Source organism: Agrobacterium sp. fls2-241-TYG-188a (assembly GCF_030209845.1).
In genome coordinates, this window is sequence record NZ_JARVRD010000016.1 from 1 (window position 1) to 17,633 (window position 17,633).

At 53.1% G+C, this 17,633-nt stretch carries 14 protein-coding genes and 1 pseudogene; 7 read left to right on the forward strand and 8 right to left on the reverse strand.

Features of this window, described 5'->3' with window-relative positions:
• Nucleotides 1-79 (reverse strand): type II toxin-antitoxin system prevent-host-death family antitoxin (locus QRN85_RS24370; RefSeq protein ID WP_284760364.1); only part of this gene is annotated, 79 nt, incomplete at its 3' end.
• A 178-nt stretch (nucleotides 80-257) separates the two neighbouring features.
• Here QRN85_RS24370 and QRN85_RS24375 point away from each other — a divergent pair.
• Nucleotides 258-1,387, forward strand: a pseudogene (locus QRN85_RS24375) (RHE_PE00001 family protein).
• Nucleotides 1,388-1,688: 301 nt separating this feature from the next.
• Here the strand turns inward: QRN85_RS24375 and QRN85_RS24380 are convergent.
• Nucleotides 1,689-2,462 (reverse strand): hypothetical protein, encoded by a 774-nt coding sequence (locus tag QRN85_RS24380; protein ID WP_284760461.1) that lies wholly within the window; start codon nucleotides 2,460-2,462, stop codon nucleotides 1,689-1,691.
• 152 nt (nucleotides 2,463-2,614) lie between these two features.
• Between QRN85_RS24380 and QRN85_RS24385 the strand changes: the two genes are divergently transcribed.
• Both QRN85_RS24385 and QRN85_RS24390 read left to right on the forward strand, forming a co-directional pair.
• Complete coding sequence (locus QRN85_RS24385; RefSeq protein ID WP_284760462.1) at nucleotides 2,615-3,490, forward strand: hypothetical protein; 876 nt, start codon at nucleotides 2,615-2,617, stop codon at nucleotides 3,488-3,490.
• Between the two features lie 316 nt (nucleotides 3,491-3,806).
• Nucleotides 3,807-3,980: a DUF4113 domain-containing protein gene (locus QRN85_RS24390; protein ID WP_284760475.1), complete on the forward strand. Its 174-nt coding sequence runs from the start codon at nucleotides 3,807-3,809 to the stop codon at nucleotides 3,978-3,980.
• 600 nt (nucleotides 3,981-4,580) lie between these two features.
• Here QRN85_RS24390 and QRN85_RS24395 read toward each other — a convergent pair.
• From QRN85_RS24395 to QRN85_RS24415, 5 genes are all read right to left on the reverse strand, one after another.
• Complete coding sequence (locus tag QRN85_RS24395; RefSeq protein ID WP_284760463.1) at nucleotides 4,581-5,105, reverse strand: hypothetical protein; 525 nt, start codon at nucleotides 5,103-5,105, stop codon at nucleotides 4,581-4,583.
• 971 nt (nucleotides 5,106-6,076) lie between these two features.
• Nucleotides 6,077-6,844: a hypothetical protein gene (locus QRN85_RS24400; protein ID WP_284760465.1), complete on the reverse strand. Its 768-nt coding sequence runs from the start codon at nucleotides 6,842-6,844 to the stop codon at nucleotides 6,077-6,079.
• Between the two features lie 497 nt (nucleotides 6,845-7,341).
• Entirely contained in the window at nucleotides 7,342-8,061 is a 720-nt protein-coding gene (locus QRN85_RS24405; RefSeq protein ID WP_284760466.1) for a hypothetical protein, read from the reverse strand.
• Nucleotides 8,062-8,067: 6 nt separating this feature from the next.
• On the reverse strand, nucleotides 8,068-8,550 hold the full coding sequence (locus tag QRN85_RS24410) for a hypothetical protein (RefSeq protein ID WP_284760468.1): 483 nt from the start codon (nucleotides 8,548-8,550) through the stop codon (nucleotides 8,068-8,070).
• A gap of 179 nt (nucleotides 8,551-8,729) precedes the next feature.
• Complete coding sequence (locus QRN85_RS24415; protein WP_284760469.1) at nucleotides 8,730-9,704, reverse strand: CBASS cGAMP-activated phospholipase; 975 nt, start codon at nucleotides 9,702-9,704, stop codon at nucleotides 8,730-8,732.
• A gap of 115 nt (nucleotides 9,705-9,819) precedes the next feature.
• Between QRN85_RS24415 and QRN85_RS24420 the strand changes: the two genes are divergently transcribed.
• The 4 genes from QRN85_RS24420 (at nucleotide 9,820) to QRN85_RS24435 (ending at nucleotide 15,827) form a co-directional block, all read left to right on the forward strand.
• Nucleotides 9,820-10,953 carry a CBASS cGAMP synthase gene (locus tag QRN85_RS24420; protein ID WP_284760470.1) on the forward strand — a complete coding sequence of 378 codons (1,134 nt, stop codon included), beginning with the start codon at nucleotides 9,820-9,822 and terminating at the stop codon, nucleotides 10,951-10,953.
• Between the two features lie 82 nt (nucleotides 10,954-11,035).
• Entirely contained in the window at nucleotides 11,036-12,628 is a 1,593-nt protein-coding gene (locus tag QRN85_RS24425) for a ThiF family adenylyltransferase (protein WP_284760471.1), read from the forward strand.
• The gene (locus QRN85_RS24430) at nucleotides 12,613-13,077 is read left to right on the forward strand and encodes a Mov34/MPN/PAD-1 family protein (RefSeq protein WP_284760472.1); all 465 of its coding nucleotides are present in this window, start codon (nucleotides 12,613-12,615) and stop codon (nucleotides 13,075-13,077) included. Before QRN85_RS24425 ends, QRN85_RS24430 begins: the two co-directional genes overlap by 16 nt.
• 578 nt (nucleotides 13,078-13,655) lie before the next feature.
• Nucleotides 13,656-15,827, forward strand: a complete 2,172-nt coding sequence (locus QRN85_RS24435; protein WP_284760474.1) for a bifunctional diguanylate cyclase/phosphodiesterase — start codon at nucleotides 13,656-13,658, stop codon at nucleotides 15,825-15,827.
• A gap of 281 nt (nucleotides 15,828-16,108) precedes the next feature.
• On the opposite strand, the gene QRN85_RS24440 is transcribed toward QRN85_RS24435, so the two are convergent.
• Nucleotides 16,109-17,155, reverse strand: coding sequence for a ketopantoate reductase family protein (locus QRN85_RS24440; protein WP_113218787.1), 1,047 nt, complete (start codon nucleotides 17,153-17,155; stop codon nucleotides 16,109-16,111).
• Nucleotides 17,156-17,633: the final 478 nt, after the last annotated feature.

Sequence of the window (17,633 nt, forward strand, 5' to 3'; positions counted from 1 at the left end):
CCTCGCCCTGATTGGCACGATCGAGGACTTCCGCAAAATTCTTGCGAGCCTCACTGATTTTGTAGCTGGTCTGGGGCATGGCGACCTCCGAGTTCGTGATGGGAGCGACTATATCATGGGATATCAAAGCGTACAATCAGGACGTACGCATAAGAGCCGATAAGGGGTACTTATCAAAGGTCAGAGGCCCAACCCACGATCATACGAAGTGCTGAATCTTAATTGCGATATAGCTTTCATTTAAGGTTGTGTTAACCATGATTTCAATGGCTTACGATCTCGCGAAAATTGGCATGACAGCCCTGATGCGGACGGCCTTCATCGCCGGTTCGCGCTGACGCGTCTCGACGAGCGCATCGCCCGCTCGCCGGTCGGCGTAGGCTGGATCGAACGCCAGAATTTTGCTGATGCCTGTGCCTCTTTGTGGATCGACGGCGAACTGGTCCAACTCGAAGACCTCGTCCTCCACGACGCCACCCGCGATATTCGCACACCAACCCACGAACTGACGATCGCCCGCGACGTGCTGCGCACGCGTCGGCGCATCGCCGGCCAGTCCTCGAATTGGGCGCTCTCTGCCGACGGCATCCGCTCGCTGCGGAAAACCTCGGAGATCGGGTCGGGCGGCGGGGACGAGGCGACGACGGCCGGCGTCATTCGGCCAGCGGCCGCGATCCACGCGGAAGGGGAGGGGGAGGAAGGTGATGATGCCCAAGATCTCCCCGGCGTCGACTATCCGGCTATCGATGCGCTTCTCGCGCGCTCTGACGCTGCGATCGAACGAGCCAAAAAGCCCGGCCGGGCTCCGGCCGATCCGCTGGTCTATGATCGCGATTGGGACGAGGATGCCCGGCTCGATGAATGGCGTGGCGTGTTGCGTCAGGCCGCAAACTTGCCGGCGGTGCTGCAGGCCATCGTCGCCCTCGATGCCTGGAGCGAGATTTTGGTCCTCCAGCACGCGCCCTGGCTCGGCCGGCTGTTGGCTGCCTCGATCCTGCGCCAGGCCGGCACCACGTCAGGCACCCATCTGGCCGCCATCAATCTCGGCCTCAAAACCATTCCGGTGGATCGGCGTCGTCACCGCGATCGCGAAACTCGGCTGCTGGCCATCGACCACGGTCTTTTGGCGGCCGCCGTGGTCGGCATGAAGGAACATGACCGACTGGCGCTGGCCCGCACGCTCATGGAGCGGAAGCTGGAAGGGCGGCGGGCGTCGTCGAAGCTGCCAGAACTGGTCGAGCTGGTGATGGCACGCCCCCTTGTGTCGGCCGGGATGGTGGCGAAAACGCTCGAGGTCACGCCGCAGGCGGCGCGGCGGATCGTTTTGGAACTCGGCCTTAGAGAGAGGACGGGGAGGGGAAGGTTTCGGGCGTGGGGGATGATGTAAGCTCAACCTCTTCTGGAACGATAGGATCGCCTATCGCCTGTAATAGATTAGCGGATTGTTTCCGCTTAGTATTAGCAGTCACTGAATTGAACGCAGATGCGCAACGGGGCACTTAAATGCACTCCGTTGCGCGTGTTTGTCTTGCACCTGCGTGCCAGCGGCACTCGGTGTTAAGTCGCCCTAGAATGGAATCTCATCCTCCATATCGGTAGAAGTCGAGCCGTCGATCTTCTTCTGAGGCGCTTCAAGGTTCTTTCGTTCTAACGCCGGAGGCGGAATCTCGTAAAATGTTTAGCGATGTTTAAGCGGTGATATCGGTTTGCTTGCTGCCGAAATTTGCGCGCGGGAAAGCACCCTTTACAGTCTTATAGCAAGTAAAAATGCAAGATCCTCCTACCGCTGTAATAAGGGCTGTCCCAAAGACGTAAGAGAAGAGTCTGTCATCCGTCTGGACAGACATTTGATGGACCTTTACGAGAACGAAGAGCATTATGACTCCCAGTGCCACAACTGACAGGGCAAGCGGCATCGATGTTCTGGGCCCCGGCAGTTCTTTTCGGACCGGCTCCCCAGCTCCAATCAGGGTGCCTGAGAACGCAAAATCAGAACTTGAAGCGGTGTGAAGTATTTCACATACGAATCCCTGACGGGGCTCGATGTATTCGAAGGTAATATTGTCAGAGGCCTCATCACCGTCACCGAAGGTCACATCCATAGCCTCGTTAGCCAACTGCGAAACCTGCAACTGCAACAGAAATTGACCGCCCGGCACGAATATGCCTAATGGGTCTTTGCGAGTGATGTCAGATCGGCGAATCGTCTGGTTTCCATCGTTCCAGACATAAAGCCGTGTCAGGGTTGCACGAGTAATGGGAGCTCTCTTGTAGGTCACTTCGAGATCGCCGGAGAAGGCGGTCTGGCTTCGTCCTATGATCGTTGAATGTTGGATATTGTAAGCCAGACGCGAGCGAGGCAGAGAAACAAACGTCCACAGAGCAAGCCCCGCAGTGACAAGAAATCCGACGAGTGTCGCGTAGTTGAAGCCCCAGCTCAATGTGATCGTCTGCCAGTCCAAATCGCACCTCGTGAAACAACTTCACTGTATCTAGCACGCTCGTCCTGAGAAAATCGATGGGATGTGGAACAACTGTCCACAATCCACAGGCCGTTGTAGCGACAGCCGAGATAAAACGATAAGTAGATTCCGATTTTGGTGGTGAGGGTGCGATGGCTGGTAAATCGGAAAAGAAAACGTGCTTCGTTGTTGGACCAATCGGGGATGACGATAGCGAGGATCGTATCCACGCAGATTGGCTTCTTGAGGATATAATCGAACCGGTGTTTCTGGAGCATTTTCAAGACTTCGAAGTATCACGGGCTGACAAGATTTCGAACCCTGGCCAAATCAACACGCAAGTCATCACAGCGTTGTTAGAAGCCGATTTGGTAATTGCTGACCTAACCACGCTAAACCCGAATGCTTTTTACGAAATCGGAATTCGTCATACGATTCAGAAGCCGATCATCCACATGCATCTTGAGGGGCAGAAAATCCCATTCGATATCGCTCCTTTTCGCTCAATCAAATTCTCGCGTAGGAAGCCCGCAGACATCAGAAAAGCTCGAGCGGCATTGCTGGAGTTTGTTCAAGAATCCCTCGATCCCGCGCATGAAATTGACAATCCCGTGACATTTTCACGCGGAAAATTAGCATTCTCGGAAAGAGCAACGCCTCCAGAGAAATTAGTACAGGATCAGCTAGACAGCATCACAGAACGACTTCTCGAAATTGAACGACACGCGCAGAGCGGCCCCAGAATAACCGTGGAAGGATCGGCGATCTCTTCAAAGCTTGCTGCAAATTCCCAAGATCCACATATAGTCGTCACTGTATCGAGTAACGGCGCTCATTCGGCCTTGAGTATCACCGAGGCGATAGCCCGAAAGGCAGTTCCTCTCTTTGGTGAAGAAATATTCGAGAGGTTGGTGAAAGAGACGAATTCCGTTTTATTCTTGGTTCCGGCTCGACTAGCTAATGCCCGCGCAATGAAGAGCTTCGAGCTAGAAATGAGCAATCTTGGTTACTCAGTCGAATTCAGCTAACCGCGCACGCTTTATCCTTCTTGTGGATAACTTAACGTTGCATCGATCGATAATCTCACTCATCGCGCCAGCAAGGCCCAGTCATTGATGTGGTTGCGATCCGACGAGCCCTGCGCCAATCTCACTCTGTCTTGACCCTGTGCGGAAGGCGATGGCCCAAGCCAGCCATTGGCGGGCGCAGCATGGCGTGCGGAAAATCTTCAAGCCAGATTACAAGTATTCGAAGGCCGGGATCATCATGGATGATCTTGTGCCTGCGAATTCCGCTCCACGACCATTGTTCGACACACGAGATCGCGTCCAGTCGGACCGTTTGATGCGCGCAATTTATGCAATCAATGGGAGCTTTGGCCGAGGAACTTTAATTCCAGCAGCAGCCGGCATTAAAAAAGAATGGCAAGCGAAATTCGAGCGCCGCTCTCATCGGTACACAGCCTGTATCAAAGAGCTCCCAACGGTTAGCTCCTCAATTACTTGCGTTGTCGTTTAAAGGAAATCTAATAGCGAACTCACGTTGCAAACGTTCACAACGCACAAAATCCTGCAAATTTACAACGAAACTGAGAAAGACGTTTTCAATAATTAATTCATTGAAACTCAACCGAAAAATGGTCTCGATTGATAATGCACCTCAAACTTAATCAAGGATTCAAACTGCGAGTAATGTTGACAATTATTATGCGAAGTGGATTATAGCACTAATGCGGGACGGAGCGCTGCAAACGAACCGTCCCGCACGAGCTACTTCAAAATCCAAAGTAGGATTTGAAGAGCGGCAATAAGGACTTTAATCCAGTCCTTCGGGTTGTCAGGAAGCATGTTGCTTTTCCTTTTGTGCAACCGCCCAAAGTGGGACGGCAGGCTTTACCAGGTGTTCGCGCACCGGTAAAACATCTAGGGGTCGCCTAACCCGAGGGCGATCCCTTTGTCCTTCACAGGGTGCTGTGCAAGTAACCCCGTGTCAATATTGATTTTACCCTTTGACGTCGAAATCAGCGATATGCATCACATCACGCGATCGTGGTTTGCATCGAAAGCGCTAATGTGATTGTCGTAAAAATAGCATATAATATAGTAAACTATTGATATTTTAGAAGAAATTTTTCTTTGCCAACCGTTGCATTTCTTGTAAATGGCTTGATGCAGTCTGCGCTGCTTCATATGCCCGCTTTAAAGTCGAATCTTGCTGCATCTCTCTGACTTGTTTCGCAACTGTTTTAAACATGGTCCGTTGCTCAAATGAAACCGCAAGCATTGCATTGATCTGGCGCATCATGCTTGGATTAAGAATCTCCTTAGCGTGATCATTTTGAAATTGCTGACGCGAGGAAGAAACTGTTCTTGTCGCACGCTCGGTCCGAGTCCTTATTCTTTCCTGCGCAGCGGCCAACAATTTTCCTCCATCATTTTTCCATTTGTCCTGCCAACGTCTAATGATGGTGTCATCTGTCTCCTGAAAAGGAATTGTTGGCCTGGTGGCAACCAAGTAAGTCCTCATAGCTGTAGTTTGTTTTGTTATCCTATTTTCGACCATGAGTTCGGCTATTTTTATTAGGTGAGGAAGGTCGTCTTTACCTGTTCCCTTTGGTCGTCCTCGCATGCGTTTTTCGGTCATCAGCTTTCTCCTGATCTATGAAATCAAAATAGCTCACAAGATGGACGCGCTCAAACGATAAGAAATCGGACAGAAAATAAATTCGCGAGAGAAAATCAGCAGCAAAGCAAGAAAACCGAGGAAAATTACAATTATCCTCGGTAATCCCCCGTTTTTAGTAACCCCTGCTCGAAGCGGTCGTCAATTAATTTTTACACAGTAAATTTACTACTCTTTAAAATGATCGTGGGAATATCATCTGTTAAAATTTCTAAGTCTAAGCGACGATGTAAGCGTCAGACATGTCTTGGGGTGATAAGCGCGCAGAGCAATTGCGGTTACAGATGAGAAAATCTGACCTTAACCATCTTAGAAGCGTCCGAACTCGATTTCCAGAACCAGTAAAGGTTTTCTTCGAGATATTGTCGTCTCATCTTTTCTTCAGTCGCCGCTCTCTTCCGCTCTATGTCGGGATCGGACTCATAGTTGGAGCTGCAATTTCCGAACGGACTGGATTCACCGCGTCATATTGCGTAGCTGTCGCAGTAGCTGTCTGTTCCTTACTATGAGAAGCGATGCTTTTGCGGAAGCGCAGCCGAAAGCGTCACTATCGGAGTGAGTGATGGCTCCAGGCGCATTCCGACCGTCGATGTTACAGCGTCATTCCGAAAACGGCGTGACCGCGCTTGGTAAATATGCCAGGAAAACAGCGCTTACGTTTCAACAGGCACCTAAAACGCAAAAAGGCGGGCCTTGTCGCCCGCCTTTTTGATATGATACGACGACCGAAGTCGAAGGATTAGCCGCTGCCTAATCGCCCACTACTTGATCTTTACGATCTGGCCGTGAAGCGCTACGCGGGATACTTCTGATCTTTAATGAGCGAGGCATCTCAAACGCGCTCAGCCTGTCTCTCGACAAGTGAATTTGGTCTAACAGACCGTTGCTGCAGTGTCAACTACTGGACATACTACAGGTTCCGTTGCCCTAGCTCACTTCTTCACCCGACTGAACCACGTTACTCCGGTGTGCTCTCCCTGGAGACCGGCAGTGGACAGGAGCTTTTGCGCCGCTTTAAGCGTTTCGCCCGTTGCAAGAAGATCGTCGACAAGCAGAATTTGCGATTGATTTTGGATGTGCTGCGGGAGCACGCCCATCGCAAGTGGTTCAAAATATTTTCTGATAGCAGGTTTTACATTTTTTGCAGTGTAGGCCTCATCTGGCACTCGGCTCAGATGTTTCAGAACGTTTCTCAACGCGACTTCTTCTTCCCGCGTGAACGCCATTCGATCAGTTTCCATTGCGAGCGACACACGAGTACTGGCTTGAGCGTTCGTGGCCTTCGTAAACAGATCCGAGGTGTGTGGTCGGCCAACAGCGCGCGATAGCCGGCGTCCGAGTATCGCAGCAAGAGGCGACGACGATGGCATCGAGGCGACCAGATCCAGTTGGTCACCAAGCAACTGCACAATGCGTGTGATAATTTCAGGTATGCTCAAGTTCAGGGTTTTGATGCTTTTGAACTCGACGGAAAGCCCGTCCTTGCCTTTCAGCGCGTAAATAAGTGGGCAATTGTCTCCAATGACCTTCTCGTCGCGCTTCCTTGCAAGCTTGGCCGAATTGAAGCGTCTCTGGAATACGCTGATTACGCGCAGCTCCTCGACAGTATCCTCACTTGGATTACCTTCAGCGGTCGTCAGCAAATGCTCGTTCGTCGCGTGATCAACGACGACGACGTTGTTTTCAACTCGTAGTCCCAAACGTTTCCCGTCCCCTCAATACCATCCGCTTAATTTGGCACCGTCGCCTGGTACCTGGTGCGTTGCTACACTCTCGGATCGACGCCCGGCATAATAGCTACATCCATTTGCGCTGTAGTAACGAAAAACGCAACCGTTGCCTGCCGAAGCTTTAGTCGAGCCGCCGGCAGGGTTTCAGAGATTACGAAGCGCCACGGGCTTCGTAATCTCAGCAAGATCGTTCGCCAGGAACCGTAATAGGCGAGGTGCGCTCGAGTCGCGGCAGAGCCGCGGAGCGATTTGACACTGAGTCACGATCAGGTTCAAATGCTACGTGATGCAGTCGACCACGATGCTTTCCTGTCCGTCATCGAATAGTTTGAGACTTTTTGGACTCTGGAAGAATGGAGTTTCCAGCCGGTTTGCGGGTTGGGGGCAAGGTCACCCCTCTTTGTAGGGCCCCTTGGATTGAACAAAGGTTTTTCGACTTAAGCTGCGTTTGAACTAGCAGCATTCTCTCATTTATATCGCTTCAATATTCGGGCCATAGAGCCGGCGGCGACCACTCGCCGCATAATGATGGTTCCGGCCGTGTTCAATGCAGCTTCGGCATTCCTGTTCGTCCAGTAGTGTCCCGTCAACTCATCTGTCTTTGCGATATACTCAACGATGCCAGCCCCAAAATGCTGGCGTGTATCTGTTGGAGCAAGGTGAGTTGGGTCCGTTTGCTCGTATACGTAGCTCAGTTCGGGCCGGTCGGGTTTTGACCAGCGCGGACGGACGAAACGAGTGCGACTGGTTTTGTCTGTTCCGTGAGGCGTAATTTCGATCGATATGTCGAAAAGGCCTGTCTCGATGGTTACCGAGGCCGTCGTCACCAGTTCGTCGTCGCTCGTCAGCGGCCCAGCAAGTGAATCGAACTTGGGGATTTCACGCTTTGCCGCCGAGTACATACGCTCGACCTTCGGCCAGTTGGACCGTATTTCGGCGCGCCATTCCCCATCAAGCCATGGAAACCACCAATATTTTGCGAAGGAAACCCAGTGCAGCGCCCGGAACACCGGTCTGATCCCTAGTAGCACCAATGTAACGCTGATCAGCAATGTAATTTTAGACGCCCATTCGAGGAGACCGTGCGGGTTGGCAACGTATCCGTAACCGAGAAGCCCAACGCAAATCGCTACAACGAGCATCACTAATGCGCTTAAGACAAGGCTCCGACTCAAGGCAAAGATCATTCCGTATCATCCTGGGGTTTTGTATTTGTTTTCGATTGCCGGACGATAAAACTTTTCGTCCCCATGATGGAAAACCGCCAAACCGAAATCTCGGCTCACAATCCCAGTAGCGACTACGGTTGGGAGCATCGAGCCAAAAAGAGCAGCGAGGTAACGTCCTCCGAAACGTTTCTTACGATCTATGATAAGCCAAGGAACGATAGGTGGTGAGAAGTATTGAGCGATTTTCTTTATCTTGAAGTCGGGTGTTAAAACATGAAAGCCGTCGTGGTGCTCATGTCGATGATGAGAGATATGCGTCAACATAGTCGCAGTTGCAGCATCATGAAATGGGATGCTGGTCGGTCGTAACGCAACGATTGGCAACGATTCAGGGTTCGTCGACACGATCACGCCGACTCCGGAAAATTCGCTACCCGCATCGGCATCGACTTCCTCTAGAAGAGTTACTAGTTGCTCAATAATTTCTGAAGCATCAGCTACGGTCATGATATATTGATCGCATGTTGGATTAGGCCAGTGCAAGGCACGGCATTCTACAAATTAATGGGTTTTCGTTATTTCCGGAAGCACAGGCATTTAAACAGCCCGCTTCTCGTCAACTCTGCTACGTCAACGCAACGGACAGAAACGACGCGGAAAAACAACGCTTGAATGTATCTGTGTATCTAATCGTGCGAGAAGCTGATCGGTGCAGGATGATGGTTCAGGAAGTCGCGCAACTGAGGTGATGCGGCGATGTTCTGGTAAGAAGCATCCGCGAGTGCAAGAAGTGTTTCACGTCGGTTTTCGGTGGCGATGTCCAGACCAAGGTCGGATGTTTGCTCGGCCGACGGCTTATGGTCGATCCGGAGGTATCTCTCCTTCAACTGGTGGGTCATCATGAAGTGAACCAACTGTTGTTGGGTTGTCATCACCGTCGAGAGAATGCGATCATTCTTTAACCAGCCGATCGCTCCGATGTCCTGTCTGATGGAGTTTGGAAGCGAGAATTCAGAAGAAGTCGTCCCAATGCTGAGGACGTGGACATTATCAATTTTTTGTCCGCAGAAATAAACTGCTTCATGGACGGCGCAGAGGTCAGGCGAGTTTGCCACGATGCCGCCGTCAACATAGTTTGAATTCTGAACTTTAGCCATCGGAAAGAACAGTGGAGCCGCCGACGTCGCCATGGCGACATCTGCCGCAAGGAGATGGCGATCCCTCACCAGATTCGGATTGTGCGGCGTCTTGAATATCTGCATCTGTCCCTTGCTCATGTTCACCGTTGGGACAAGTAGCCTCGTCCTAGCGTGTCCGATCAGCGCGTCGTCCCCGATCACGGCCTCGACAGCTTTCCGTAGTTCTATGTTTCGATATTTTGCGCCATAGGGTTTTTTCAGGCGAGCGAGCAGTCTGCCCAGCTTCCAGTCGCTCCGCGGAAAGATGTCCATTCCACGTTCAATAAATACCCGCTCAATATCTTCGGCGCTTTTTCCGAGCGCGAGTCCTATCGCGATGATGCCGCCGATCGATGTGCCTGCTATCATGTCGAAGCATTCACCGATTCGGCGTCCGGCTTGTTGCTCGAAATGGCGAAGCATGGCGACAGTATAAAGACCGCGATAGCCTCCACCGCTAAGTGACAAAATTCTGAATTCCATGCTTGAATTCGCTCCCCGTAAACACCAGATGTTGGATATATCGCATATGTATGGCCTTTCGGCTACTACATATAGACAATCGACACAATTCTTGCCAACCGGGGACGCGGGACTTATGGCAAACGTATCTAAGCTACTTCATTCGACCGTAACCGATGTATCGTTTCTGATAGAGATCGAACCTGAGGACGAGGCGAAAGCAGCGCTCCTCAAAGCGCGTGCGAAAATAAGACAAAGATTGAAAGAAGCCTTCGCCCAACGCAGCAGCGAAGTCTTCGGAAGAGTCATCGAGCCTCGGTTCTTCACGCAGGGTAGTCACTCCTACAAGACGCTCAACGATCCGGCCTGGCCGCCCGAGCAACAGATGGATCTTGATGACGGTTGCTATCTTCCGCTGTCGTTCGTCAAAGGCGCAAAACCATCGCAGGCGTCGGAAATGTTCTTCGAGTTCGTCGATTCCGTGCTGAGGCAACTGGGGGAGGAGGAAGGGTGGACCTTTAAGGAGAAAGATACCTGCTGCCGCCTCGTGATCAGTGACATCGCGCATATTGACATCCCGTTGTATGCCATCCCAGACGTCGAATTTCTGCTTCTTGAGAAATCTGTTTCGGCGAACGCAGCCTTCGCAGAAGACGCGCGCCGCGATACCTGGGAAGCGCTCCCATCGGACAGCGTTTTGCTCGCTCACCGGGTCGAGGACTGGAAAGTGTCCGATCCCCGCAAGATCAGGACATGGTTTCTTGGAGCGATCGAAATCTACGGCGAAAAACTGCGCCGCATATGCCGATATCTGAAGGCCTGGCGCGACCACCACAAACCCGCACTGGACGGCGTATCGTCTATTCTCCTAATGGTTTGCGCTTGGAAAGCATTCGAAGAAAAGACACGGCCCCTAATTCCCGATCGCGAGGACCTTACCCTGCTTATGGTACTCGACCGACTACCCGGTTATCTTGAGGGACGAGTTGCGAACCCGACAGACCTTGGTGAAAACGTCAACCGCCTCACCGATGACGACCGCAAGATAGCTGCTCGTCACGCCAAGGCGTTCGCAGACAAACTGCGCAACACGACCGCGACGGTTTCGGATCGCCAGGAAGCGGTCGACGAGATGCAGGCGCTTCTTGGAATGCGTTTACCAGACAGACCCGATTTGGTCAGCATCGCCGAGATTGCGAAGGTCACGATACTTACCCAACCGCGCAGTGAAGTGCCGGCTCCAGTGGTTGGACGATCGCAGAGTGGATGAGCGCGATACTGCATTAAGGCGGAGGGTCCACGACGCACTGACGCAACGCGGTTTCACGCGCGACTGGTCAGCCGATCGTGCTGTGTATGTAGGCACACTCGACCCGACCGTCTTGGCGGTGCCTGTCCGTATAGACGTGACGGATTTAGACTTCATCTCCGCTCCGCCCATCTATCTTGGAGAAGAGTATCGGGTTACAGGCAGACGTCTGCCGCATCTCCTCGGTGAAACCCGATCGCTTTGTTACTACGCAAAGGGGTCTGTCGTCCTCGACCGATACGACCCCGGCGGGACGGTCCTTCAATGCCTGGAACAGGCCGACGTCGTCTTGCGAAAGGCGGTGCGCGGCTCTTCGGATATCGATTTCGCAAACGAGTTCCAGGCTTACTGGTCGTCCTTATTTGTTCTCGTGGATCTCCCCGCGAACTTCACCGGGGTGGTCAAGATGAGATACTTGAATTTACGCGCCGGCGACGAGCCCACTGGTGTCATATGCGCAAGAGGGTCCTGGCTCGTCGAAGCCCACCTCGCCAATCGTTCTTCGTTACCGCCTGGTGAGGATTGCGTTGTTATATCAATAGGTGCAGCGCTGTCTGTAAATCCGAATGCGGACTGGCCTCCCGAAAACCTCCGTGACCTCAACGCGTGGCTTGGCTGGATCGACCCAAGCCTTATAGGTATTCTCGAGAAGAGCTTTTCTACAGGTGGCCATCCGACACGGTGGGTCGCCATCCGGGCCGCCAATGGCACGTTCATCCTCAGCGCTACGCTGCCTCCGATGCTTCGCACGGACGAATTTCAGAAATCGCGGCGTGCAAAACTCCCTTCCGTAATTGCACGAATTCCCGAGAAAATTCCAATCCGACGCACCCTCGGCCTACCTGCAGACGTAGACTACATCTTCAGCCGAAACATAGGAAACATGGCGAACCTAGGCGGAAAGCGCATCCTGCTTATTGGCGCTGGGACGATCGGAGGATTTCTCGCTCACCAGCTCGCTCAGTCGGGCGCTGGAGCAATCGACGGTCGACTAATGATCGTCGACAAGGATGAACTTAGAACCGCTAACCTTGGACGCCACCTTCTCGGAATACCGTATATCAATCGGAACAAAGCACATGGGTGCTGCGAGTTCATTAAGCAGCAACTCCCCATGTTGACGGTGGACTCCTATTCCGGAGATGCATTGGATCTCCTCACGGCATCAAGTATTCCATATGATCTAATAATAGACGCAACGGGGGAGGAGGCGTTCTCGTTGGCCGTAAATGAGAGATCCATTCGGCACAGAGAGGCCTGGCCGCCGGTGCTGTTCGGATACTTGGTCGGAAACGGCGCGATGGCACAAGCTCTGTTCACGGGAGAAAGCGGACACGCTTGCCTTAAATGTCTCAAACCACGATTGTCTGGTCCGTCCCGTTTTCCCACTATGCGTGCTGGTGTCGAGGTTACTACTGCGGAAAACATGGAATGCGCCGACCCTCGATATATACCATATCCGGTGACCAGATCGGTCGTCGCGGCGTCATTGATCTGTGAAATGGCACTAGCTTGGGCGAGGGGTTCGATCGGCCACCGCTTTCGCTCTCATCTGTTCGATCCTTCGCAAGCTCTGAGCGTGAAGGATGGCAATCCCACTGTTTCCCGAGATTGCCCGGCATGCAGCCCGACATGATTTTTGCGATGGGGTCTAAGGCGTATGTCCTGTTGCCCGCACATGTCCTCGCTATCATGCAGAGCTTCGTCGTCGGGGACGAGGCGCAAAGGGAAGCCGGTGGAATATTGATTGGGAGCCACCGCGGAGATCACATCGAGATCAGGAACTGCACCGTGCCGCTGAAGTCCGATGTCAGGAAGCGGTTCCTCTTCGATCGGAAGGATCGTGGACACCAAAAGGCTGCAACTATTGCGTGGAACAGCAGCGGTGGAACAGAAACTTTTGTTGGAGAATGGCATAGCCATCCTGAGGACTACCCCAGGCCGTCGAGCCTCGATTGCGGGACATGGCGGGAAATCACGATGCGTGAGAATCGCAAAGTGATTTTCTTAATCGTCGGACGAAAGGAGCTGTGGGCCGGGTGGGGTAAAACTGGCGTCATCAAACCGATCTATCCAGTGATTTGAGTTGGACAAATTTATCAACCCAAGAACGGTTTCGTTAAAGACGGCGAACGATCTTTGCAATCAAGCCGAGGGTCGCTTTGTCCTCCAGCCAAGCGGGAAGCTGATAGAGGCTTCAATCAAACGCTTTCGTCGCCGAAACTGCACGATTTTGAGGGCACAACCTCCGCATATTACCTACGGCCGACATCGTTGGTTTTCAGGCGCTTAGTATTCTGATCCAGGGGGCCGACGGTTCGTATCCCTTCAAGGCGAAGGCGTGTATTGCCACTGCTTTGCGCCTTCATTTCAGTCATTCAAGACGGCCAAGACGCCCCCAAGACCCGTCATTCCCAGTTTGAAGTGGTGCCGCCTGCCAACGGTTCGCTCTTGATCGGCGAATTATCCTGTAATCAACAAACGGCAGAAACCTCTCGCCTTTTGAGATCGTCTTCCGCGGACGAGCCGAGGTCTCGACGCTGATTGCAGGTCAAGACTCTTGGGTTAGTTGATAAGGATAACAACCAAAACTTAACCGTATCCTTTCCTTGAGGCTTAACCCAGATGGTCTAGGTTCCGTCCAATGAAAAGGCAGATGGCGCATGATTAAGCAGTCACAGTGGTTCGTGAAATGGCTAATTCCGGCAAGCGTGGCGGCTCTGGTTGGAGCGATGCTACTTAGCACCCTTTACTGGGCTGCAGCCAAAACCGACGAGGTTGCCGCGGAGCGGCAGAAGGGTCTCGCCACCCTGATCGTAGCCAAAATTCAATCTTCCGTTGCTCATGATCAAGAGAGCGCCACCGTGTGGGATGACGCGGTCATCAAAACCAAGGACGATGATCACGATTGGCTTGACGTGAACCTCGGCCGTTGGATGAACACCTACTTCGGCCATGATGCCGCTGTCGTTTTATCGCCAGATGGACTGCCGATTTACCAGTTTCTTGCAAAATCATCCAGCGGAGTGTCACCTGAGGACCTTCGTCTGGCTTATAGTCCACTTGCAAAACGGCTGCGTGAACGCCTTGTCGCTGGAGACCAGGAAGGCATCTCGGACACGGTTCTTTCAATCGGTGAGAGTGATCTGACCTATGTAGGGAGACGACCGGCTGTGGTCAGTGTCAAACCGATTATGTCTGACACGGGCGAGATCGAGCAGCAGGCGGGAAAAGAGAACCAGCATGTGGCGGTACGGTTTCTAGATCAAGATTTTCCGGCCGAAATAGGTGATGAATACCAATTCGCCGAGATGCAGTTCACGACTGAGATGCCCCGCGACCAGCACCACTCCCATATCGCTCTCACCTCGAGGTCCGGACAAACGGTAGGATACTTAAATTGGCATCCATTCGAGCCGGGAACGAACGTGTTGCACGCGACGATTCCCGTCGTTGGACTGTCTATCATTGGCATATTCATCGCCGCAAGCTTGGCCGGGCATGCAATCTGGCGACGCTCCGTCAAGCTCAATTTCAATCGCCAGGAGCTTCAACATCTGGCACTGCGCGACAGTCTGACGGGTCTGGCTAACAGGGCTCATTTCAACAGTGAGCTCGCGGCACGGCTAAGGGAGGCATTGCCTGAGGACTTATTCAGTGTGCTCTTAATTGACCTCGACCGGTTCAAGGGTGTCAACGATACCTATGGACATCCAACGGGGGACAAACTCATCGCCTTAGTTGCTGCGCGGATGCGGGACATTCTTCCGGACGCTCTCATTGGGCGTATTGGGGGTGATGAGTTCACGGTCTTGGTTGAAAGGATGAACCCGGACGACGTCGTCGCCATTGCTGACAAGATTGTCGTGGGCCTGCGCGAGCCTTTTGAGATTGACGGGGCATATGGTGCCATTGGTGCGAGCGTCGGTGTGGCGATTGCATCAGGTGCGAATGCAGACGCTGTCGAACTGACGAGACAGGCGGATATCGCGCTCTATCACGCAAAAGCTGCGGGACGGAATGCATACGCAGTGTTTGGCAATCACATGGACGAACTTCTGCGCACCCGCCGAAAACTGGAACATGACCTCCGCGAGGCCTTGGCGACGGGGACGCAGATCGAGGTTGTCTACCAACCGGTCTACTATGCTGACAGCGCGGGCCCGTGCTCGCTCGAGGCTTTGGCGCGGTGGAAACACCCGGAGCTAGGCCCTATTGGTCCCGATATGTTCATCCCGCTCGCGGAAGAGATCGGCGTCATTAACAGGATTGGAGCTCACGTTCTGGAGGACGCGTGCAGCCTGATCGCCCGGTTGCCTTCCATAAGTGTCGCCGTGAATGCTTCAACGTCCGAACTCGCTTCAGCTGGCTACCCGCTGCGCGTTCTTACCACGCTGGCCAAATGGGGGATCGAACCGGCCCGATTGGAAATCGAGATCACAGAGAGCTTGGCCATCAGTGGTGAGGAGACCGAGCGGAACGTCACGATGCTGAGAGCGGCCGGCGTAAGGTTTGCAATCGACGATTTTGGAACCGGATACTCTTCGTTTTCGAGGATCCAGAATGTGAGTGTCGATAGGCTCAAGATCGACAAGTCGTTTATCGCTGGGATGGGAGAAGGCCAAAACAGCGCGATCGTCGGAGCGATCATCAACCTCGCTCGGGCGCAGGGGCTACAGACAACGGCTGAAGGGGTCGAAACCCAGGAGCAGAGAGATGCACTGAAGTCGTTGGGCTGCGATAACATCCAAGGGTTTTTGATGTCGCGCCCGATAGCTAGGGACGACATCATCGCGCTTCTGCAAGTAGGCCACTTCAATAAAGAGCACGGCTGACCAGCCGGCTGGGCTCAGAATTTCGAACGCAACGCGGCGCGATGCGACGAACAATTTATTTCTGCGCTAGAAACGAGTCGTCGACTAATGACCCAGTCACCTATGGCTAGGCTCCCAATTAAGGACGGAGCAACCAAAAGGTTTCTGCCATCCAGTGAGCAAAAACAAATTCTGCCGTGGGCAAAGTGGGCAACGACGCGCGTACAAATTACATTTCGCGCTTGAGATATCAAAGCACTCGATGGATTAAGGTCCCGTTAAAGGACCATAGGGCGCTTTAATCATGATGCTATGGAGCGGGCAGCTTCACTCCTGTACCGTGCAAGGCTGGAAATATACCTGGTCAAGGGCATGTCGATATTTTGCATCGACGCGAGTTCGAGTACCGCTTCACAGATCGCCGCGAGTTCCAGTTGCCTGCCGCTCTCGTAGTCCTGCAACATTGATGTTTTGGCATCTCCCATTCCGGCTCCAAATTTCAACAAGCCCTCTGGGTCTGCTTCGAGGCGCGCACCAAAGGAAGCGGCGACAAGCATTGTTTCATCAATCAGTTTGCGAGAAATCATAGACAGATCTTCACGGCCGCACACATGTTTCAATGGTGCTCCGGCCACCACCGAAAGGGGGTTAGACATTAAATTGGCGGTGACCTTCGTCCACAACGGGTCCCGGATCCTTGAGCTCAGGCGTGTCGCGATACCACAGCGGTTAAAGGTCTCTACCAGCGAATGCGTTCGGCCACGTTCGATGTCGTCGATTTCGCCCAGCACCATTCTGATCGGATTGAGTGCCACAGCCTTACCAAGCCCCACGCGCTCGGCGGTAAAGGAGGCAATTACTCCGACCGTTTGTTCTGGCGGCATGAGGCTTGCCAGAGCGCCTTCGGGATCGACTGATCGGACGGTTCTTCCTGCGAACCGTCCCGATATGCCGTGGAAGTACCACCAAGGGATGCCGTTTACGACAGGGAGGATCAGAGTGTAGGGACCTATGGCTTTCCTCGAAGTGATCGCAAGTGACTCGAGATCCTGGGCCTTCGAGCAGAGGAGCAAGACGTCGTGAATACCAATGTCGTTTCCGTCGCTGGCGAGAACGTCCGCCCTTATCTCTCCTTGGGGTTGGCGCAGTGTGACACCGGACGATGAAATCGCCTTCAAACTATCCCCTCGTGCTATTACGGTTACCTGTTGGCCTCCCGCACCCAGCAAGGCGGCGAGAGTGGTCCCGATCGCCCCAGGGCCAGCTACGCAGATTTTTAGGGTTCCGTCGAAAGCAGGTCGTACACTCATCTTATCCATCCATGCGAAAGTTATTTTTTCTTGTCGCATAGGGTGGGTTCTGAGAGATTTCAGGCTGGAGGCCGTCTGTTACATTCAAAATTTGAGCCACGGCAACTGATCGGATGCGGGAAACTTGGCCTGATCTTCGAGAGTTGCCCATTTTCGATCTTTTTCAATCTCGCGGCTTGTACATAGTGAGCTCCCGAAGCCATCGGCCGATCAGGTCAGTGAACGCGATCAGCGACCCGCATGACGGCTAGCTTCGCAAAGCCGGGATGGACCAAGACCGCACAAAGGTCGAAGGGATCACTGTGCATAACGCCGCCGTTAAGATTCAACAAGTTAAGTGATATGGTGTCGAGGACCTTTGTTACGACTCCGTTCAAGGCGCTCGCGTCCAAAAGCGCTACATCGAATCAGGGCGCGCCCCTCGCCACTACCCGCAACTGATTATGCAAGGGATCGGCTTGGGGGGTGGTGCAGCAATTCATCTGGACGTGCGGCCTCAACGCGATTCCGCCCAAGG